At 68.6% G+C, this 19,907-nt stretch carries 18 protein-coding genes and 1 pseudogene; 15 read left to right on the forward strand and 4 right to left on the reverse strand.

Annotation, left to right across the window (positions count from 1 at the left end):
* Positions 1-86: 86 nt before the first annotated feature.
* The 4 genes from FK531_RS22180 to FK531_RS00310 all read left to right on the forward strand — a co-directional run bounded on the left by FK531_RS22180 (position 87) and on the right by FK531_RS00310 (position 3,093).
* A complete protein-coding gene (locus FK531_RS22180) occupies positions 87-248 on the forward strand; it encodes a DUF8730 family Cys-rich protein (RefSeq protein ID WP_181762761.1) in 162 nt (53 codons plus the stop codon).
* A 110-nt stretch (positions 249-358) separates the two neighbouring features.
* Positions 359-1,138, forward strand: a complete 780-nt coding sequence (locus tag FK531_RS00300; RefSeq protein ID WP_142094679.1) for an enoyl-CoA hydratase — start codon at positions 359-361, stop codon at positions 1,136-1,138.
* A 165-nt stretch (positions 1,139-1,303) separates the two neighbouring features.
* Positions 1,304-2,146: an SGNH/GDSL hydrolase family protein gene (locus FK531_RS00305; protein ID WP_246097733.1), complete on the forward strand. Its 843-nt coding sequence runs from the start codon at positions 1,304-1,306 to the stop codon at positions 2,144-2,146.
* A 125-nt stretch (positions 2,147-2,271) separates the two neighbouring features.
* Positions 2,272-3,093, forward strand: a complete 822-nt coding sequence (locus tag FK531_RS00310) for an acyl-CoA thioesterase (RefSeq protein WP_142094681.1) — start codon at positions 2,272-2,274, stop codon at positions 3,091-3,093.
* Between the two features lie 16 nt (positions 3,094-3,109).
* Here the strand turns inward: FK531_RS00310 and FK531_RS00315 are convergent, their stop codons facing one another.
* Positions 3,110-3,979: an alpha/beta fold hydrolase gene (locus FK531_RS00315; protein WP_142094682.1), complete on the reverse strand. Its 870-nt coding sequence runs from the start codon at positions 3,977-3,979 to the stop codon at positions 3,110-3,112.
* 23 nt (positions 3,980-4,002) lie between these two features.
* The gene (locus FK531_RS00320) at positions 4,003-4,605 is read right to left on the reverse strand and encodes a TetR/AcrR family transcriptional regulator (protein WP_142094683.1); all 603 of its coding nucleotides are present in this window, start codon (positions 4,603-4,605) and stop codon (positions 4,003-4,005) included.
* A gap of 156 nt (positions 4,606-4,761) precedes the next feature.
* On the opposite strand from FK531_RS00320, the gene FK531_RS00325 reads away from it, so the two are divergent.
* The 3 genes from FK531_RS00325 (at position 4,762) to FK531_RS00335 (ending at position 7,940) form a co-directional block, all read left to right on the forward strand.
* A complete protein-coding gene (locus FK531_RS00325) occupies positions 4,762-5,709 on the forward strand; it encodes a metal-dependent hydrolase (protein ID WP_142094684.1) in 948 nt (315 codons plus the stop codon).
* Positions 5,709-6,869 (forward strand): hypothetical protein, encoded by a 1,161-nt coding sequence (locus FK531_RS00330; RefSeq protein WP_142094685.1) that lies wholly within the window; start codon positions 5,709-5,711, stop codon positions 6,867-6,869. The genes FK531_RS00325 and FK531_RS00330 overlap by 1 nt, the downstream gene beginning before the upstream one ends.
* Positions 6,870-7,004: 135 nt before the next feature.
* A complete protein-coding gene (locus FK531_RS00335) occupies positions 7,005-7,940 on the forward strand; it encodes an alpha/beta hydrolase (RefSeq protein ID WP_142094686.1) in 936 nt (311 codons plus the stop codon).
* 9 nt (positions 7,941-7,949) lie between these two features.
* Here FK531_RS00335 and FK531_RS00340 read toward each other — a convergent pair.
* A pseudogene (locus FK531_RS00340) lies at positions 7,950-8,576 on the reverse strand (class I SAM-dependent methyltransferase).
* A gap of 78 nt (positions 8,577-8,654) precedes the next feature.
* On the opposite strand from FK531_RS00340, the gene FK531_RS00345 reads away from it, so the two are divergent.
* The gene (locus FK531_RS00345) at positions 8,655-9,155 is read left to right on the forward strand and encodes an SRPBCC family protein (protein WP_142094687.1); all 501 of its coding nucleotides are present in this window, start codon (positions 8,655-8,657) and stop codon (positions 9,153-9,155) included.
* 72 nt (positions 9,156-9,227) lie between these two features.
* Here the strand turns inward: FK531_RS00345 and FK531_RS00350 are convergent, their stop codons facing one another.
* Positions 9,228-10,493, reverse strand: a complete 1,266-nt coding sequence (locus tag FK531_RS00350; protein WP_246097734.1) for a DUF7373 family lipoprotein — start codon at positions 10,491-10,493, stop codon at positions 9,228-9,230.
* A 233-nt stretch (positions 10,494-10,726) separates the two neighbouring features.
* Here FK531_RS00350 and FK531_RS00355 point away from each other — a divergent pair, with 233 nt between their 5' ends.
* The 7 genes from FK531_RS00355 to FK531_RS00385 all read left to right on the forward strand — a co-directional run bounded on the left by FK531_RS00355 (position 10,727) and on the right by FK531_RS00385 (position 19,899).
* On the forward strand, positions 10,727-12,571 hold the full coding sequence (locus FK531_RS00355) for a dynamin family protein (RefSeq protein ID WP_246097736.1): 1,845 nt from the start codon (positions 10,727-10,729) through the stop codon (positions 12,569-12,571).
* Complete coding sequence (locus tag FK531_RS00360) at positions 12,568-13,980, forward strand: GTPase (RefSeq protein ID WP_142094688.1); 1,413 nt, start codon at positions 12,568-12,570, stop codon at positions 13,978-13,980. The genes FK531_RS00355 and FK531_RS00360 overlap by 4 nt, the downstream gene beginning before the upstream one ends.
* A 433-nt stretch (positions 13,981-14,413) precedes the next feature.
* Positions 14,414-16,315 (forward strand): Hsp70 family protein, encoded by a 1,902-nt coding sequence (locus FK531_RS00365; protein WP_142094689.1) that lies wholly within the window; start codon positions 14,414-14,416, stop codon positions 16,313-16,315.
* A gap of 195 nt (positions 16,316-16,510) precedes the next feature.
* Positions 16,511-17,629, forward strand: coding sequence for a hypothetical protein (locus FK531_RS00370; RefSeq protein ID WP_142094690.1), 1,119 nt, complete (start codon positions 16,511-16,513; stop codon positions 17,627-17,629).
* A gap of 120 nt (positions 17,630-17,749) precedes the next feature.
* Positions 17,750-18,685 carry a C39 family peptidase gene (locus FK531_RS00375; RefSeq protein WP_246097738.1) on the forward strand — a complete coding sequence of 312 codons (936 nt, stop codon included), beginning with the start codon at positions 17,750-17,752 and terminating at the stop codon, positions 18,683-18,685.
* 98 nt (positions 18,686-18,783) lie between these two features.
* Positions 18,784-19,215, forward strand: a complete 432-nt coding sequence (locus tag FK531_RS00380) for a hypothetical protein (protein WP_142094691.1) — start codon at positions 18,784-18,786, stop codon at positions 19,213-19,215.
* A gap of 135 nt (positions 19,216-19,350) precedes the next feature.
* On the forward strand, positions 19,351-19,899 hold the full coding sequence (locus tag FK531_RS00385; RefSeq protein WP_142094692.1) for an RNA polymerase sigma factor: 549 nt from the start codon (positions 19,351-19,353) through the stop codon (positions 19,897-19,899).
* Positions 19,900-19,907: the final 8 nt, after the last annotated feature.

Here is a 19,907-nt window from a genome sequence, read left to right on the forward strand (position 1 = left end):
CGGCGTGGGGGTCGGCAGCGACCGCCCCGACCTCCCCAATATACCCCCACGGGTATTATCGACACGAACAACGAAAGGAATGCCCCATGTGCCGACCCACCCCCTGCTCCCACTGCGGCAAGACAACCTGGACCGGCTGCGGCAACCACGTCGACGACGTGATGCGCCGTGTCCCCGCCGACAGGCGCTGCACGTGCGAACGCAAGCCCGCGGGCGGCGGCTTCCTGCGCAGCCTGTTCCGCCGCTGATCGTGTGGGATTCCTCCCGGATTGCGGGAGGAATCCCACGGAAACGTCCTCGTCCCCGGCCCCGAACCGTCGTAGCATCGAGACGTATCCGCGACCGGAAGAGGTGCGCCGTGAACGACGCCGTCAGAACCGAATTCGACATCGACACGGGGATCGGCGCCGTCGTCCTGGACCGTCCCGCACAGCGGAACCCGCTGTCCACCAACGTAATGCGCCAGGTCACTGCAGCGCTGCGCAAGCTTTCCGTCGACCCGGCCGTGCGCGTCGTCGTGATCTCCGCCGCCGGGCCGGTGTTCTCCGCCGGGCACGACCTGTCCGAGATGATCGACCGCACCCTCGAAGACGAGCGCGAGATCTTCGACGTGTGCACCGAGATGACGGACACCGTCCAGCAGATCCCGCAGCCGGTGATCGCCGCGGTGCAGGGTCCGGCCATCGCGGCCGGCTGCCAGCTGGCGGCGTCGTGTGACCTGGTGGTCGCGTCCTCGGCGGCGGTATTCGGGACGCCCGGAGTGCGGATCGGACTGTTCTGCTCCACGCCCATGGTCGCGCTGAGCCGGTCCATCGGCCGCAAGCGCGCGCTGCAAATGCTGTTGACCGGCGAGACCATCGACGCCGACACGGCCGCCGACTGGGGCCTGGTCAACCTCGTGGTCGAGCCGGATCAGCTCGACGCACAGACCCGCGCGCTGGCCGCCAAGATCACCGGCGCCAGCCCGCTCACGCTGCAGATCGGGAAGCAGGCGTTCTACCGGCAGATCGACCTACCGCAGGATCAGGCCTACCGGGCGATGGCCGAGACCATGGCCACGAACGCCGTCACCTGCGACGCGCAGGAGGGGATGAGCGCGTTCCTCGACAAGCGCACGCCGGAGTGGCGGGGGAAGTAGAGCGGCGGCGGATCGGCGTCGAAACTGCTACCGGTGTCGCAACGCTGAGTTACGGTTTCCGCTTGTCATTGGCGTCACGGTAGAGGGCCGGTGCGCCGCCGAGTCCGCATGGACATTCGACAGGGGGAGAACACCGTGAGGGTGAAGGCCGGAGTCAGGCGGTTAGTGGCGGTCGTGGGGGCACTGGTCGCCGTCACGGGTATCGCGTCGGGTGCGTCGGCGTCGGCCGATCCGCGACCCGGCCTCGAGTACGTCAATCTCGGCGACAGCTTCAGCGCCGGATCCGGCGTTTCCCCGATCATTCCCTCGCAGCCGCTGCCGTGCTGGCAGTCGGGGGCGAATTTCTCGCACATCGTCGCCGCGGAACTCGGCTACCGACTCACGGACGTGAGCTGCGGGGGCGCGAAGACGGACGACTTCTACCGAGCCCAGTACCCGGGCACGCGGCCGCAGCTCGAGGCACTGACGCCGACGACCGAGTTGGTGACGCTGATGATCGGTGGCAACAACAACGACACCTTCGCCGGAGCGATGGCGTCGTGCATCGGCGCAATGGTGTTGCACCCCGGCGCTTTCGACCCCTGCCGTGCGCAGTACGGCAACAGCTTGACCGCCCCGATCCTGACCAAGACCTACCCCGCGCTGGTCACCGCGCTGCATGACATCCACGCCAAGTCGCCCCGGGCCCGCGTCCTCATCGCCGGCTACCCGCTGCTGTTGCCGGCGAGCGGTAGCTGCGCGCCGCAGATGCCGATCGCCGAGGGCGACGTCGGGTACCTGCGTGACCTGCAGACCACACTGAACGACGCCGTCAAGCGTGCCGCCGAGGCGACCGACTCGACGTACGTCGACATGGCGCAGGCGTCCGAGGGGAGGGACGGCTGCAAGCCGGTCGGGCAGCGCCTGGTCGAGCCGATGATCTTCGCCAATCAGCCGGTTCCGGTGCACCCGAACGCCGACGGCGAGCGTGCCCTCGCGAACCAGGTCATGGCGGCGATCGGGCAGTAACCAGGCTCACCGACGGTCCGCCCTGGCCTCCGGTTCCCTCGGACCGGACGCCAGGGCGGATGCGTGCCGATTATGCACTCCGTCATAATTGGGCACGATCCGTCAGCACCTGCGAGGAGCCCACCGTGACCGACACCGCCGCACCGCGACACCCCTTCGACGACGCCGTCGAACTGACCCCGGCGGGTGACGGCCGTTTCACCGGGCACACGTCCGCGAACTACGCCAACATGGTCGGTCCGTTCGGCGGCATCACCGCAGCGACCCTGTTGCGCGCGGCGGCGCAGCACCCGGACAGCCTCGGCGACCCCCTGTCGTTGACCGTCAACTTCGCGGGTCCGGTCGCCGAGGGCGCGTTCGAGATCTCCGCCCGGCCGGTCCGGACCAACAGGTCCACCCAGCACTGGGCGCTCGAACTCACCCAGGACGGGGTCGTCGCGACCACCGCCACCGCCGTGTTCGGCACCCGCCGCGACACGTGGTCCTCCGACGAGATCACCGCGCCGTCCGTACCCGATGCGGATTCCGTTGCACCCGAATCCTTCCCGGACTTCATCGCGTGGGCGCGCAACTACGAGATGCGATTCGTCGAGGGCGGCATCCCGAAGACCGAGGCCGTCGAGCACCCGACCTCCACGTCGACGCTGTGGATGCGCGACCAGCCGGCCCGACCGCTCGACTTCGCCGCACTGACGGCCATGTGCGACATCTTCTTTCCGCGAGTGTTCCTGCGCCGCGGGCAGTACCTGCCAGCCGGCACGGTCACGCTGACCGTGTACTTCCACGCCGACGCAGCCACGCTCGCTGAGCAGGCCGGCGACGCGTTGCTCGGCTCCGCCCGCGCCCAGCGGTTCGGCAAGGGGTACTTCGACCAGTCCGCGGAGTTGTGGGGGCGCGACGGGGTGTTGCTGGCGACGACGCACCAGCTGGTGTACTTCAAGGGCTGATCGGGCGGCGGGTTGTTCAGCCGCGCAGGTGGTCCCGCACGAGCCGGTTGACGACCTCGGGCTGCTCAAGCTGGAGGAAGTGCCCGGCACCGGGGATCATCGCGAATGTGCTTCCGACGGGCAGGGACGGTTCGGCGAGCGCCGCCAACCTCGGGTCGAGGCAGCCGTCGTTCGCGCCGTGCAGGTAGAGCATCGGCGTGCGCGGCGGTCGCATCTCCGCCCCCTTCTCGTGGTGGTCCACCGCCGGTAAACCGAAGGGGCGCAACAGTGCTCGGTAGTAGCCGATCACCATACTCCGATGGGCCGCGTCCGCCGTCGCGGCCAGCACTGCGGGCAGGTCCTCGGAGGCGTCGTAGCCGGGCGACCAGTCACGCCAGAGCTTGCGTACCAGTCGCTCGAAGTTGCGCTCGGGCACCCACGGCAGCTGGTTGAACGCCATGTACCAGCTGTTGCGGAGCTGCCGCGGGAGGATGGGCAGCACCCGACGGGACCGCAGGGCGGAGAACGGCGGCACCGCCATTGCGACGACCTTCGCGAACGGGGAATCTCCATGCGCAGCAATCGCATTCGTCGCGGTTGCGCCCCAGTCGTGACCGATGATCGCCGCGTCCGGACCACCGCCCAGGTGCCGATAGATCCCGAGGACGTCCGAGACCAGGGCGGCCACGTCCCCGCGCCCGTCGGCCGGCACATCGGAGGGTGCATACCCGCGCAGGAACGGCGCGACCACGTACCAGCCGTCGGCTGCGAGCGCCGGTCCGAGGTGACGCCAGGTGTGGGCGGTGTCCGGAAACCCGTGCAGCAGGATCGCGAGCGGCCCGGTGGGCGATCCCCAGGTCAGTGCCGAGAGGGAGACCTGCGGGAGGTCGATGCGGATCTCTTCCATGACGCCATCCTGGTCGACCGGATTCACACCTGAGCGGCGATTGCCGTTCCCATCCAGCGTCGCAGGTATCGCCGCAGCTCGTCGTCGGTCCGTGGCGGATTGCCGGGAGAGACGAAGAACGACTGCATGGTTCGCAGGACGAACTCGACCAGGCCCTGCAGTGACGCGTCGTCGTACCCGTGGCGTTCCCAGTCGACGTCGAAGCGGCGGATCATCGTCATACCGAAGGCCTGCGCCTCGTCGGACGTCAGGCCGTCCGGGTGGATCGTCGAGTAGGAACTCGACAGCAGGATGCCCAGGTGCGGCGTCCGGCGCACCTCGGTGAGGGTGTAGACGACGCCTTCGGTCATCGCGTCGACCGGGTCGGCGAGGCCGCTCACCTGCCGCGTGAGCCGGTCGAGGAAGCCGTCGACGGACGCGATGGCCGCGGCGCGCATCAGGGCGTCGGCACTGGGGAAGTAGCGGTACACGGTCTGGCGGATGACGCCGAGCGACTCCGCGACGTCGGCGATGCTGATGGCCGCCCCCGTCCGGGCGATCACCTCGACCGCGGCGTCGACGATGCGGTGGGCGGCCTCCTCGTCGTCGACCGGCGGCCGGCCACCCCATCCACGTCTGCGCGCCACCGGGCGGACGGTACCAGGACCGCGCTGGTCGGCGGTTGCTCCGCAGCGAATTCGGCGAAAGTCATCATACACTTCGGCATCTATTCGTATGATCGCGTCAACGCGGCCCCCACCTGCCCTGGGGTGCGCCCGCACCGACGAATCGAGGAAGCGCGCATGACGGATCTGAAACCCCGGAAGATGGACTTCGGGTTCGAGGACCAGGACGTCCCGTTCTGCTGGAACCCGGAGAACCCGGCCTGGTCGAGCATGTCGAATGCGGTCTCGTTCCTGGCGATCGGCTTCGAGAAGATGATCGTGAAGCTGATCCTGCAGGCCAAGCCACTGATCACCGACCCCGAGGTGGCCGCTGAGGCGGCGGCGTTCATGCGCCAGGAGGGCCATCACTCCACCGCGCACCGCCAGCACGTCGCCGGCCTGATCCGCGCCTACCCCGGCTTGCAGAACACCCTCGACGCGGTGAACGGCGAATTCGATCTGCTCACCGAACGCACCTCGATCAACTACCGGCTCGCGTACACCGCCGACCTCGAGGCCACCTTCACTCCGGTGTTCAAGCTGATGCTCGACAACGAGGCGACGCTGTTCGCGCCCGGCGACGACCGGGTCGCATCCCTGTTCCTCTGGCACTTCGTCGAGGAGGTCGAGCACCGCAGTTCGGCGCTGATCATCTACAACTCCGTCGTCGGCAACGAGCTCTACCGGATGCGGATGGCAGCCTCGATCTTCGCGCACGTGATGAAGTCGATCCGGATCGCGTGCGCCGGCTTCAACCAGCACGTGCCGCTCTCCGAGCGGAAGGTCGACTCGATGTCGATGTTCGCCCGCCACCGGGCCAAGCAGCGGGTGCTCACCGCTTTCGCGCCGTACCTGACCAAGGGGCCGATGCCGCGGGCCTTCGACGGACTGAACATCGGTGAGCAGCTGGCTGCACTCAAGGGCGCCGTCCTCAGCCAGATGCCCGGTCACAACCCGGCACACGAGAAGCTGCCCGCCCTCGCCGACGACTGGTTCACCCGCTACGACGCCGGATACGACTGCACACGCTGGTACACCGGCTCCGACGAGACGCGTCCGCTGGCCGCCTCGGCGGAGGCGAACTGATGGCCGACCACTGCTCGGACACCTTCGCCGAACTCGCCACCAGGCTCGGGTTCTCGTGTCAGGAGGCGGGTGGCCTCGTCGAGTTCCGCAACCCCGCGGCCCTGGAGAACTGGACCCTGCCGGTCCTCGAGTTCACCATCGTGCTCGGCGCAGTGCTCGCGCTCGTCTACGCGATCCTGCGGCTGCGGCGGCACGGTGATCCCACCAACCTCGTGCTCTGGTTCGGTGCGACCGCGTTCCTGTTCGTGATCGAGCCGCCGATCTACTTCCCGGCCACGTTCGGCACCGAGGACTACCTCGGAACGATGTTCGCGCACAACGTGTTCACCGTCGACTTCCTGTGGGGCCGGCTCCCGCTGTACATCGTGGCGATCTACCCGCTGATGGCGACCCTGGCGTTCGAGCTGGTCCGCATGCTGGGGATCTTCCGCCGGTACGGGGTGCTCCTCGGCGCGGTGTGTGTCGGCTTCGTCCACCATGCGTTCTACGAGGTGTTCGACCAGCTCGGACCGCAACTGCGCTGGTGGGAGTGGACCCTCGACAACAAGGTCAACCTGCCCTTCTTCGATTCGGTTCCCCTGCCCAGCGTCGTGGTGTTCGCGGCGCTGTGGCCGATGTCGCTGGCGTTGTGTGTGCAGTTCTTCGTCGGCCGCCACGTCGACGCCGGCCGGCGCTTCTCCGGCTTGCAGCTGGTGTGGCGCACGGTCGTGATCGGTCTGACCGCGTCCGTCGGCGTGTTCGTGCTGCCGCTGCCGGCGACCGTCTTCGGCGTGGGCAGCGACACCGTCCGCGGGTTCCTCTACGCCGCCGAACTCGCCGTGCTGTCGGCGGTCGCGGTCGTGGTGATGGTGCGGCGGTGGTCGGCGCTGCGGGCGGGTGCCTCCGACGTGCCGCCGTACAGGAACCGTTTCGTGCAGGTCTACGCCCTCGTGTACCTCGTCGTCATGGGGCTGTTGTGGATCACCGCGTTGCCCGCGTTCTTCGACGCCGTCGACGGGGTCACGCCGAACGGCGATCCGATCGGCAACCTCTGGTACGCGCTCGCGTGCTTCGTGGTCGCGATTCTGGCCGTGGTGGCCACATTCACTGTGCCGCACAAGAAGTCCGACGCGGTCAGCACCGACACCGACGAGGAACTCGCGGCAACCGGCACCGCGTAGCCGACCCGGCGCGCGGCTGGATCCCCGGCCGAGGGATCCAGCCGCGCGTCGACTGCACGATCGAGACCCGAACTCCCGTAGGCTTTTCGAGGCCCGGCGGTGTGGGGCGGCGTGCGAGTGGTGTGAGGAGGGCGCGTGCGGTTCACGCTGGACGATCTGATGACTGAGGTCCCTGCGGATCAGGTCGACGAAGCTCGGAGCTTCTACCGCTCGAGGGTGGCGGGCCGCGGCCCAGGCACTCCCGAGGAGTTGAGGGAAGTTCGGACGAGAAGGACCCCTCCTCCTCCCGCTGATCCACCGGCGATCGAGGAGACGGCCGAAGCCGGGGGAGCGCGTGTCCCGGTGAGGATCTTCACTCCCGCCGAAGGCCGAGCACGGGGCGTCTATCTGGACATCCACGGTGGCGGCTTCTACATGGACTCCGCGGCGCGAGAAGACGTGCGTAACCGTGAGCTCGCAGACGCTCTCCGCATCGCCGTCGTCAGCGTCGACTACCGGCTGGCACCCGAGCACCCGTGGCCGGCCGCACCCGACGACTGTGAAACGGCGGCGCTCTGGCTCGTCGAACACGCTGATACCCGATTCGGATCGTCCCGACTGGCGATCGGGGGGCGATCGGCGGGAGCGACGCTCGCTCTGGCAACGCTGCTCCGGCTGAGGGACAGGGGAGTAGTCGACGGGTTCACCGGCGCCGCACTCCAATTCGGCACCTATGACTTGAGCGCGCAGACTCCGGCCGGGCGTCGGATCGCGGACGAGTACTTTCTCGAGGCCTACGTCGGGCACGTGGAAGACCGCACTGCTCCGGACATCTCGCCGGTCTACGGCAACCTCGGCGGCCTTCCCCCCGCGCTGCTCGTCGTCGGGAGCAAAGACGTGTTGCTGGAGGACAACCTCGCGATGGCAGGTCGGCTTTCCGCCGCCGGCAATGACGTCGAGCTCCGGATCTATCCCGAGTCGCCGCACGGGTTCACGGGCCACCCCACGGGCGTGGCCAGGACGGCGCTCAGCGGTGTCCATTCATGGCTGCTCGAGCGGGTCACCCGACCCGACAGTGTCGAGTTGGAGTGAGAGCCGACCTCACTCGGTGCTCTGCCGGCGTGCGGTGACTGCGCCGTGCGGCCGGTAGCCGCTTCCCGTTCGCGTATGGGTCTCGATCACCTCGAAGCCGGCCACGACCAACTCCTGACTGAGGTCGGCCACCGGCCATCGGTAGGCAGTAGTCGCGGCATGGTCGAAGGGCCCTACGGTTGCTCCTTCGAAGAAACCCACCAACAAGCCGCCGCCCGGCCGAATCACGCGCGCGAACTCGGCGAGCGGAGTCTGGATGTCCTGCGGGCTGTGGTGGATGAGCGAGTACCAGGAAAGCACACCACCCAGTGATTCCGACGGGGCGTCCAACGCCTCGAAGCCGCCGAGTTCGAAGGAGAGGTCCGGATACTGAATCCGAGCTCGTTCAACGAACTCGGGCACCAGATCGATACCGCTGACGGCTATTCCGCGCTCGGCCACGAAGTCTGTCCACTGCCCCGGACCACACCCGGCGTCGATCACGGGGCCCGTCAGGGTGGCGGCCCAGCTGCTCACCAGGGCCCGATCGGACGGGTGAGTGGAGGCGATGCTGCCGAAGAGATCCACCTACTCCCGGGATCGGGCCGAGTACGCGTCTCGGACGGTGTCGCCTGGTTGGACGCTCGTGTTTGCCATGCCGTCCATGATCGCCGACCGGGTGCCCCGTACGCCGAAACCGATGGCCGGCCGTGTTACCCGCGGTAGTCTCGAGCGATGTCCACTGCGGTCATCGTCGAGCAGTCACGCGCGATTCCGGTCACGCTCCAGCGAGCCTTCGACCTGACACTGCCGATCCCGCTGACCGCGATCTTCTCCCGACGTTACGGCCTGCTGCCGCCGATCAAACAGATCCGCGGACAGGACGGGATCTGGGGCAACGTCGGACAGTCACGCACAGTCGTCACCACTGACGGCGGAACGATGCAGGAGGTGCTGACCGAGGTCGATGCCCCGCACTCGTTCAGCTACCGACTGAGCGACATCACCGGTCCGCTGCGGCCGCTGGTCGACACCATCGACGGATGTTGGGAGTTCGCGCCGAGCGGCACCGGAACCCTGATCACCTGGCGATGGGCCCTGCACCCGAAGGGTCTCGGTGCGCCCGTCATGCCCCTGATCACCCCGATGTGGCGCGGCTACGCCAGGCAGGCATTGGAGCAGCTGTCCGGGCAACTCCTCACGTCGGACTCGGCCGAGCGCTCGCCCGGCGCCTAGGTCGGCCGCTGCAACGAAAATGCCTGTGGCCCCGCAGGATGCGGTGCCACAGGCGTTTCGGTTCAGCTCAGGTCAAGCGTTCTGGTTGGCCTTCTCCAGAATCAGGTACTGCGCGGAGATCTGCTGGTCTGCGTCCTTCTTGTTGTCGAGTGCGTGAGCCTCACCGACGTAACGGCCCTTGACGACGAGGCAGTAGTCGGCAGTGCCCTGGACAGTGTCCTGAGTGACGCACGTGGCGTTCGAGAGGCCCTGCGGGGACGGCGCATCCGCGAAGCCCTGGGACTTGAGGTCGTTGATCCACTCGTCGAAGATCCGCTGGGCGCCGGCGTCGTCCTTGGCTCGATAGACGACGGTCTTGGCGACGGCGTTGTGCTGGGATCCGGTTTCGGTGAGTACCCGGTAGGTCAGCGGCGGGTTGATCGAGCGGTGCGCCATACCCCGCGGACCGTAGGCGGCCATGTCGTCGCCGAACTGCGCCTCCATCGCGTCCTGCTCCGGGATCGCGTAGATCAAGACTTTCCCCTGGTCCATCATCGGCCGCTCCGCCGTCTTGCCACCGTTCTGCTCCTTGGTGGGCTGGGCCGGGAACTTGTCGATCAGCGGCGCCTGCAGATCCAACGCCTTCGCCACCGTCTTCGCGGTCCAGTCCTTTTCTGCAGCAGGCGCTTTCGCCCAGGTGTAGATCAGGTAGTCGCCGTGCGGCGTGAAGGCGTTGACGGACACCTCGGGGCCGGCGAGGTAGCGGCTCTCCGAAGTGGACACGAGCGTGTTGGGCAGGATGTCGATGGTTTCGGGTGTCTTGACCCCTGCCCCGGTGTCGACGGTGGTGAGCTGTGTGTGGATCTCTCGCGCGGCCTTGGCGGCGTCCTGCGCGTTGTTGAACCGCAGCACCGCGTGCAGCACCGACTTGGAGGGATCGGTGTTGGTGGCGGTCGGGGTGCTCGCGTTCGTTTGGTAGCCGTAGAGCATCTTGTCGTTGGCGAGGATGTCGGCGGCCTCGGACGAGATGCTCCGAAACTCCTTGCCGCTACGCAGAACCTTCCCCGGAGTTCCCGGCGACGTCAGCTGCGCGTCAATCTCGAAGGGGACGATGGTGAACTCGGCCAGTCGCTGGCCCTCGACCTCGACGATCGTCGCGTCTGTGGCCCGCCCGAACTCGGGGGCCGGACTGGTCGGGTAGCTGCCGGTGTCGAGGGCTGCGGGGTCCACCGCCGCGGCGGAGGCGTCGCCGCCGGACTTGGCGGTCGGCTGATCGTCGGCGGTGTCGCTGCAGCCGGCCAGCAGCACCCCCGCACAGAGCACGGCCGCGGCCCGCGGCATCCATGTCGTCGTTCGCACCTGAGGTGTCCTTTCGTCGTCCCGCACGGCGATCCTTGTTGCTCGTCGCGGCGGGGTGATGTCCTCAGGTTGGATGCGCACTCAGGACCGAAAGGTTCCCACCCCGCGACAAGGTGACCTGCCTCACAGCGCGCCGCAAGGTGGGTGCGCCCTGCACGCGGCAGCGGTTGGCGGGCCGCGTTAGTGTCTGATCCGCACCGGTGGCCACCCGGCGCGCACCCGGGGAGGCGATCGTGGACACCGAAGCACCGCCGAACTCCGTCGCGTCACCGGCCCAACGCGCCGACGCGCTGTTGGGCTCGATCACCGAGAAGATCCTGCGCCGCTTCGGCTACGACGCACTCAGCGACCTGGCCACCCAGCGCGCCTCCGGCGCCGGGCAGACCCGCTCCGTGGTGGTCGTCGGCGAGGTCAAACGCGGCAAGAGTTCCCTGGTCAACGCCCTCGTCGGGTGGCGCGGCGCCTCCCCGGTCGGGGTGGACGTGACCACGTCGACGACGATCGCGCTCGGGAACGCGACCGACGAGCAGCCCGGCGGGACCGCGCAACTGCTGTTCCCCGACCGCACCGAACAGATCCCCCACGCCGAACTGGCCGACTGGGTGTCCTGCGAAGGCGCCCATGTCCTCGACCCCCGCGTCGAGATGTTGCCGACCCGGGCGATCGTCCCGGTCACCGACAGCCGTCTCGGGGAGGTGGCGGTGCTCGACACGCCCGGCGTCGGCGGCTTGGACCCCGCCTATGCGGCGCTGGCGTCGGCGTCCGCGGCGCAGGCGTGCGTGCTGGTGATCGTGTGCGACGCCAGCACCCCGATCACCGCGCCGGAGATGGCGTTCATCCGCGAGACCGGATCCTCTCTCGAGGCGCTGATCGTCGTGGTGACCAAGACCGACAAGAACGTGCGCCGCTGGAAGCCGATCGTCGAGGAGAACCGGGCGCTGCTGCGGGCGCATCTGGGCCGCGACGTGCCCGTGCTGGGGGTGTCCAGTCTGCGGGCGGTCGCCGCCGCGGAGATGCCGCCGGGTCACGGCCGCGACCTGGCCGAGGAACGGTCCGGGATCGTCGAACTGCGCTCGCTGATCCACACCAAACTCGCGGTCGCCGAGGATCTTCCGACGGCCAACGGGCTACGGACCGCCGTCGAGGGGCTGCGCACCCTGGCCGCGGACATGACCACCCAGATCGACGCGGCCACCAATGGTGCACAGGTCATCCCGGACCTGACGAGCCAGCTCGAGGAACTGCAGTCGCTCAAGGACCACTCCCAGCAGTGGGAGTTGCATCTGCAGCGTGATCTGACCCTGATTCGGCAGAACGCCACCGACGAGCTCGACCGCAGCCTCGATCAGGTGCGGGAGAAGTGGACCGCCGCCGTCAACAAGAACGGCATGGCTGTGCTGCGCAAGAACCCGCAGCACTTCACCGCCGAGATGGAACGTGACTTCCAGGCGGCGATGGCCGGGTCGATCACCGTCTTCCTCGAACAGCTCCACGACAGGATCGTCGCGCCCCGGTTCGACTCCGAGGTGGTGTGGAACGAGATCGCGCAGCAGGTCCTCGCGACGCTGGCAGACCGCAAACTCGAAACCCACCAGGTCACGGGCAAACGCCAGGGGCTGCTGGACCCGTCGATGATCACCATGGGGGTGATGGGTTCGTCGATGCTCGGCGGCCTGATCGGCGTGACCGCCCTCGTCGGGGTCGGTGCCGTCGTCGGCGTCGCCTGGGTCGGGTTCAACCTCGGTTTCAAGGCGATGCGTGCCGGCAAGACGAACCTGCTGTCGTGGATGCGTGAGACGATCGGCACCACCAAGACCACCACCGCCCGCAGCCTCGACTCCGCCCTCGCGCTGGCGCGGCCCGAGATCGTCATCCGCTACCGCGACCATCTCAAGACCTCGATCGAGCACCTTCAGAAACAGATCAAGGACGCCGAAGAGATCACCCGGACCGACAAGGCGACCCGCGAGAAGAAGCTCACCCGACTCCAGGGCAACCTGAAGGTGGTCACCGACAACATCACCCGCGCCGAGGCCCTGATCGGCGAACTCACCACGGCCAGTGGGGGGATTCGATGACCGCACCGCCGTTCGATCCGGTTCGCGCCGGCCTCGACCGGGGCCTGCACGCGCTCGCCGCGCTCGGTCCGGACCTGGCCGCCCACGCCAACCGCATCGGCGCGATCTTGTGGTCACCGCCGCGGATCGTGGTCGTCGGCCGCCTGAAGGCAGGCAAGTCCACCCTGGTGAATGCGTTGATCGGGGCGCCGGTCGCAGAGACCGCCGCACTCGAGGCCACCAGCGTCGTGGCCGTCTACCAGGACGGGGCGCCGGCCCGCGCCGAGATGGTCCTTCTCGACGGCAACCGGCGGCCGGTCGAGACGGTCCGCGGTCAGGTCACCGCCCTGCCGGTTCCACCGGAAGATGTTGCGTACCTGCACCGGTGGCTGCCGTCGGCGGCGATCCGCGACTACACCCTCGTCGACACCCCCGGCCTGGCGACGCTGACCACGGAGAACGAGGCCCGCACCCACCGGGTGCTGATCGACGGGTTCGAGCAGACCCGCACCGCGTCCGTCGACGCCGACGCTGCGGTCTTTCTGTTCGATTCGACTCCGCGGGCCGACGAGATGGCGTTCCTGGCCCAGCTCGGGTTCACCCCGCTGACCACGCTCGGCGTGCTCTCCCGGGCGGACGGATTCGGCGAGGGCGCGCTCGGTGTCCGCAATCCTCTCGAGCACGCGGCCGAGCATGCGGCCACGCTCGCCGCCCAGCTGCGCGGCACCGTGATGACGGTGATGCCGATCGCCGGCCTGCTCGCCGAGACCTCCCACACCGGCTCCCTGACCGAGAACGACGCCCGCGCCCTGGCGGCACTGTCCGGGATCGGGGCGTTCGACCTGCTGGACCTGCTCGACTCCGACGATCCGGCACCGGTGCCGTCGGAGGTGCGTGGCCGGCTGGTCGACCTGCTCGGCGAGTACGGGATGATCCACGGCCGCACTGTCGCCGCCAGTGGTGCTGCGGCACTGAACGAGTGGCTCGTCGCGCAGTCCGGGGTGCCGGCACTGCGCAGCGTCCTGACCCACCACCTCGGCGCGTTCGCCGGGGTCCGCCGGGCCCGCCGCATCATCGGCGAACTCGACCAGCTCGCCTACACCCACCCGGCACGCGACCAGATCCGTGCCGTCACCGACCAGGTGCGCTCCGATCCCGCCCTGCACACCGTGGTGCTGTTCGAGCACCTCGAGGCGATGCTCGCCGCCGACCCGGCCTCCCCGGTCACCGAGGAACTGCGACAACTGGTCGAACAGCCCACTGCGACCGGCAAACTCGGACTCCCCCCGGACGCGACCGCCGACCAGGTCCGGGTTCAGGCGCAGCAGAAGCTCGCCTGGGCACACACCCAGGCCCTGTCCACGATGACTGCCGCGGAGGACGCCGCCCTCGTCGTCCTCATCCGCACCTACGGCCTGCTCGCCCGCTGACCGCTACCGACGTGACCGAGGCGGGAACCTTTGTGCCGTCGACGCGCATCCAACTGTTCGACCTGACAGTTCATGCACGAAGCGGAGAATCCGATGACCACCGCAGCGCGTGTGCGATCGTACGCCGACATCGTCGCGGCGCCGTTGATCGGACTGGTGTGGGCGATCGGGTTCGCGCTCGTGGACGAAGTGCTCACCTGACATCCGTGCGGTGTCCGGTCGTGGAATTTCCCCGTGCGATGATGCCGCCTGGCCAACAAGGTTTGTGGGGGGGATTGGCCGGACGCAAACGGCCGGGAACCTTTCGCGCTCCCCCGCGCATCTAACGAGTCGACCGACTGTTGTGGAAGGACCGAACAAAAATGAGCCTGCGCCCCGTGTGCCCGTGCCCGCCCCCGACCTCGCCTCGGGGCATCGCGAAGGGCGGCCTCTGATGTCGTCACGTGAGTGGGTGCTCGGCATCGACTTCGGAACCTCCAACACCGCCGCGGCCCACACCGGCCCGGTGTCCGGGTCGGTCGAGTCGCTGCAGCTGAGCCACAACCGCACCACCATGTCGTCCGCGGTGTTCGTCGAGTCCCCGGACCGCATCGAGGTCGGGGACGTCGCGACCGATCGGGCCGAATCCAACCCGGCCGCGTTCATGCCGTCCCCGAAACGGGTCATCGCCCAGGGCATGGTCAACGTCAACGGCTACGACATGCCGGCGTCGGTGCCGGTCGCGGCGGTGCTCGACTCCGTGATGTCGCGGGCCACCGGCGCGCACGGGGGCAAGGCACCGGCGGAACTGGTCCTCACGCACCCGGAGGCGTGGTCGCCGAGGGAGATCCAGGTCCTTCTCGACGCCGCCGCGCAACTCGGGCTCGACGCCTCGAAGATCACCACCGTCTCCGAGCCGCGCGCTGCGGCGCACTACTACACGCGGGCGAACACCCTCGCCCCCGGCGCGAGGATCGCCGTGTTCGACTTCGGTGGCGGCACCCTCGACATCGCCGTCCTCGAGGCGAACGAGGCGGGGACCTTCGACATCGTCGCCGCCCGCGGCGACAACGGGCTCGGCGGCAAGAATCTCGACGCCTACCTGCGTCGGTGGGTCGACCAGCAACTCGACGTCCGTGACCCGGAGATGCTCGGATTCCTGCGCACCCGGGCGCCGATGGACGTGCGGTACGCGCTCGACGACTCGATCCGCCGGGCGAAGGAACTGCTCTCGGAAGCGCCGTCGGCGACGATCACCGTCACCGGGGAGGGACGCACCGAGAAGTTCCAGATCACCCGCGAGGAGTTCGAGGAACTGATCACCCCGACCCTCGACAAGGCCACCGCCCTCACCCGCGCGACCCTGGCCGACGCCCATATCACCGCCCCCGACCAGCTCGAGGCGCTGTACCTGACCGGCGGCAGCAGCAGGATCCCGCTCGTGCACGAACGGCTCGCCGAGCTCGGCCCGATCGCCACCCTCGACGACCCCAAAACCGTTGTCGCCCAGGGCGCACTCGCGGCCGCTGCGCCGATCGTGCGCGGCCTCGGCGGCACACCCGCCGCGGCGCCGGCCGCACCCGCTCCCGCCACCGCACCGATCCACCCGCCCCAGACCGCCAGTCAGCCCTGGGCTCCGCAGGCCGGTACCCCGAATACCGCGCACGGAGGGTGGCAGCAGCCGACCACGACCGCCGGCGCCGGCGCGGGGAGCAAGAAGAAGTGGGGACTGGTCGCGGCCGCCGCCGTCGTGGTCCTCGCCGTCGGTGGCGGTGTCGCCGCCTTCGCACTCAAGGGCGGCGGCGACAACCCACCCAGGAACGCCGCGGCCACCGAGCTGAACACCGCCGGCGCGCAGGGCACCGACGCGACATCCTCCGGTGACCCGGCATTGTCCGGCGACAGCAGCGCAGGCACCCCGCCGACGACGAAAGAGACTGTCGTCGCGGCACTTCCGCCGGCACTGCGCAGCGAACTCGACGCCTGCAAGACCGTCGGGGAAACGGAGAACGGCGGCATGAAACTGAATTGCCCGATCAAGAAGGGCAGCGCACTGACGGCCGGTGTCTTCACTGGCGACTACGCATCGGTCATCGTGTCGGTCGACACCCGTGCGGCGAAGAAGTCGGTCACGGGTCTGCGGCAGGGCGTCCAGAACGACACCGCCGTCGCCGACAACGTGCTCGTCGAGAACACCGCCCGCACCGCCGCAGCGCACATCGACGGCCCGATCGGCGAGAACAGCTACTCGTTTACGTACGCCAACAGCTCCACCGGCGTGATGGCGTCCTCGACGACCCTCAAGGGCCTCGACGGCGCCAAGACCTTCCTGACCCGAGCCGGACTGATCAACTAGCAGGACCGCTCGACCGAAGGCCGCCGACCCACACCGGGTCGGCGGCCTTCGCCGTCCGTGAGCTGGCGTTTCCGCACGATTCCGTCCGCTCGGAAACTTCTTTCGAACTCGCGGGAACCTTTCCCGTCGCTCGCCGCATCCAACTACCAACAAGCGATCGAGACCCGCCGACGAAGACCAAGTGAGGACAAGACGATGAGCAACACCGACGAGTACACCGAAGCCGACGCCGCCGAGTACGAGGCCAAGCTCAACGACATCGCCACCGACCCCACCCTGAGCCCCGACGAGAAGTTCGACGCCGCCTCCGACGCCCTGTCCGAGGAACTCGAGCAGATCGCCAACTCCACCGGCGCACCCGCCGCCACCGCCACTGCCACTGCCACCGCCCCCGAGGAGACCACCGTGACCGATCCGAACCAGAAGCTCGACGACATCGACGCCACCCTGGAAGACCTCGGCAGCATCGGCGCCGACAGCGCGCCTGCGGACTCCGGCGTCGTCGGCGACCCCGAGACCGCGTCGTACAGCACCACCACAACCACGTCGGCGACCACCTCGGCCACCACTTCGGTGACCACCTCCGCCGAGGGCGCCCCGGCCGAGCCGGCACCCGCGGCCACCGCCACACCCGATCTGAACACCGCGATCGGCGTCGACGGCAACGTCGACTACTACTCGCCCCGCGACGTCGACCGCGACGGCAACGTCGACGTCATCCACTCCCGCGTCGACGGAATCGACACCATCACCCACGTTGACGACGACGGCAACATCACCCTCGTCGAGCAGGACACCGATCACAACGGCACCTACGAGACCGCCGCCGCCCCCCGCGCCGACGGCACCATCCGGGTCGCCGAAGACCTCGACGACGACGGGGCCGTCGACCTGGCCACCTTCCACGACCCGGCCACCGGCCGGCCTGTCCGCGAGGACGAGATCGACGGCGCCCGAATCACCGCCAGCCAGTTCGACACCGACGGCGACGGACAGCCCGACGTGCACCTGGTCGACAGCAACGGCGACGGCCGCTTCGACACGGTCGCCCTGGACACCGACGGCGACGGCATCGTCAACGCCACCCTCGTCGACACCGACGGCGACGGCAAGTTCGATCTGGTCACCTCCGACGACGACAACGACGGCAGCCAGGAGACCTACCTCACCGCAGCCGACAACGGGGTCGGGTCGCTCGGCGACATCAGCACCTTCGAGTCGCTGATCCCCGCCGACGACAGCTACCACACCCAGTCCGGTGCCAACTCCTACGAGCCGCCGGCCGCCCACGAGGTCCCCGGCGACCTCGTCTGACCCGCAGGCGACTTCGCGCTGCACGCACCCTGCCCTCGCACCGGGTGCGTGCAGCGCGGCGTATCTCGCCGCAGGCATCCCGAGCCCGCATCACCCACCGATACCGAAGGGTCCGACCCGATGGACGATCTCGACCCGGACATGGGCGCTGGCGCCTGGTCCACCGCCGCCGACGTCGAGCACACCGCGGTGATCGACGAGACCCCCTCGGTCCTCGAGCCGATCCCAGCCGAGATCGACCTTGCCCCCGGCCTTCCCGACCACCCGGACCTGCCCACCGGGGACGGCACGGGGGAGCCGTCGGCCGACCTCGACGATCCGGGCCTCACAAGTCGCACGAACCTGGACGCTGAAATCTCATCGCCGGCGGCTGCGCTGGGGCTCGACGAGATCGACCTCACCGACGACGAGCCGGAGCCCGAGCCGACACCGGCACCGACCGCGGACGACGGGGTGCACGGCAACCCCGTGGCCTGGACGTTGAACTGGTTCTACCAGCAGGTCGACGGGTACTGCGGGCCGTCCGCCGTCGCCCAGGTCGTCGCCCAGTACACCGGCGAAACCATCACCGACCCACAGCTGCTCGTCGACCGCGCCACCGAACTCGGTCTGATGGGCGATCCCGCGGAGGGGATGTCCCTGCCGAACATCGAAGCCCTGCTCGAGGACCAGGGCGTGTCGGCCACGCTGACCGACGGTTCCCTCGACGATCTGCGCGAGCGCCTCGACAACGGATACGGGGTGATTGCGATGGTCGACTCCGGGGAGATCTGGCATCCCGACCAGGAGAGCGGCGAGGACGACACCGCCGATCACGTCCTCGTGGTCGCCGGCATCGACGACACCCGTGGGGTGGTCATCCTCTCCGACCCCGGTGTGCCGTCGGGCAACCAGCTCGAAGTCCCGATCGAGCAGTTCGAGGACGCGTGGGCCGACTCCGGACACCAGATGCTCGTCACCGACGCCCCCGACGACGGCCTCATCGACCGGCCCCGCCGTGCGGCGGTGCCGGTCGACCGGTCCGCAATAATCCGCCTGGGACCGCCGCGACGATGAGAGCAGGCACAATGGTCATGGCACAGGTTCGTGACCTCGACAATCCACCGAACCACACAGCCGGTGCACCGGTTCACGAGAAGACAACGAGGTGAGTGATGGACCAGGACGACCCGCTGCTGACGACGCTGGGCCTGACGGACGCGCTGCCGCCACTGCCCGACGACGTGTGGGAGCGTGCCCTCACCATCGCGCTCGACCCCACCACCCCGGCCGTCGACGCCGACCTCGTCCCGGAGATGGACGACACCCCCGTCGTTCCCGACGACGATGAGATCGTCCTCGACGACGATACGGACGGCCTCCTGCTCGACGACGACACGGACGGACCCGAGCTCGATGCCGGCGATGCATCCGATGGCAGCGTCCGCCACGACAGCGACAGCGACGACCACGACCTGCCGGTCGATCACGGTGGCAGCATCCAGCACGACAGCGACCATGACGAGCTCCCCGGCTATCACGGCGGCATCGACCACCACGACTCGGACGCGGTCGACCTCGGCGACTTCGGTGGCGACGTGTACTGACAGTGAGGCACCCACCTGCTGCGCAATCCAGGCAAAACAGCCCTCGCGCAACGGTGTCCAGGGCCCTGCCGGGTACGATTCGCTTTCGGTGCAGCACGGGGTCATGCACCGACAGCATCAGGAACTGGGGTGGTCATGGACGACGCGGAACTGCTGGCCGCGTGCCGCACCGGTGACCACGGCGCCTTCGCCGAACTCACCAGCCGCTACCGCACCAACGCCTGGCACGTGTGCCTGCAGATCACCGGCAACCGCCACGACGCCGAGGACGCTCTCCAGGACACCCTCATCGCCGCGTGGCAGAACCTGCACAAGTTCCGCGGCGACGCCCGATTCAACACCTGGCTGCACCGCATCGCCGCCAATGCCGCGCTCGCGCTCGTGCGGCGACGCAAGAACACCGTCACCCTCGACGACACGGACGACGATCAGGGCATCGACCTCGTCGACGACAGCGCCCCCTTCGACGACCACATCGCCCGCGTGGACGCCGTCCACCACGCACTGAACCAGCTCCCCGAGGACTTCCGCGTCGCGATCGTCCTCGCCGAGTTCGCTGACCTGCCGTACGCCGACATCGCCGAACACCAACAGGTCAGCGTCGCCACCGTCAAGACCCGAATCCACCGTGCGCGAAAGCAACTCGCCGAGACACTCGGTCCGATGCGCACCTCACTGTCGTAAGCCCGACG

Origin of the sequence: Rhodococcus spelaei, assembly GCF_006704125.1 — a bacterium.
Taxonomy (GTDB): Bacteria; Actinomycetota; Actinomycetes; order Mycobacteriales; family Mycobacteriaceae; genus Rhodococcus_G; species Rhodococcus_G spelaei.

Coding starts and splice junctions, on each gene's coding strand:
- FK531_RS22180 (WP_181762761.1), top strand. CDS start 87: ATGTGCCGACCCACCCCCTGCTCCCACTGCGGCAAGACAACCTGGACC.
- FK531_RS00315 (WP_142094682.1), bottom strand. CDS start 3,979: ATGGAAGAGATCCGCATCGACCTCCCGCAGGTCTCCCTCTCGGCACTG.
- FK531_RS00325 (WP_142094684.1), top strand. CDS start 4,762: ATGACGGATCTGAAACCCCGGAAGATGGACTTCGGGTTCGAGGACCAG.
- FK531_RS00330 (WP_142094685.1), top strand. CDS start 5,709: ATGGCCGACCACTGCTCGGACACCTTCGCCGAACTCGCCACCAGGCTC.
- FK531_RS00345 (WP_142094687.1), top strand. CDS start 8,655: ATGTCCACTGCGGTCATCGTCGAGCAGTCACGCGCGATTCCGGTCACG.
- FK531_RS00360 (WP_142094688.1), top strand. CDS start 12,568: ATGACCGCACCGCCGTTCGATCCGGTTCGCGCCGGCCTCGACCGGGGC.
- FK531_RS00365 (WP_142094689.1), top strand. CDS start 14,414: ATGTCGTCACGTGAGTGGGTGCTCGGCATCGACTTCGGAACCTCCAAC.
- FK531_RS00370 (WP_142094690.1), top strand. CDS start 16,511: ATGAGCAACACCGACGAGTACACCGAAGCCGACGCCGCCGAGTACGAG.
- FK531_RS00375 (WP_246097738.1), top strand. CDS start 17,750: ATGGACGATCTCGACCCGGACATGGGCGCTGGCGCCTGGTCCACCGCC.
- FK531_RS00380 (WP_142094691.1), top strand. CDS start 18,784: ATGGACCAGGACGACCCGCTGCTGACGACGCTGGGCCTGACGGACGCG.
- FK531_RS00385 (WP_142094692.1), top strand. CDS start 19,351: ATGGACGACGCGGAACTGCTGGCCGCGTGCCGCACCGGTGACCACGGC.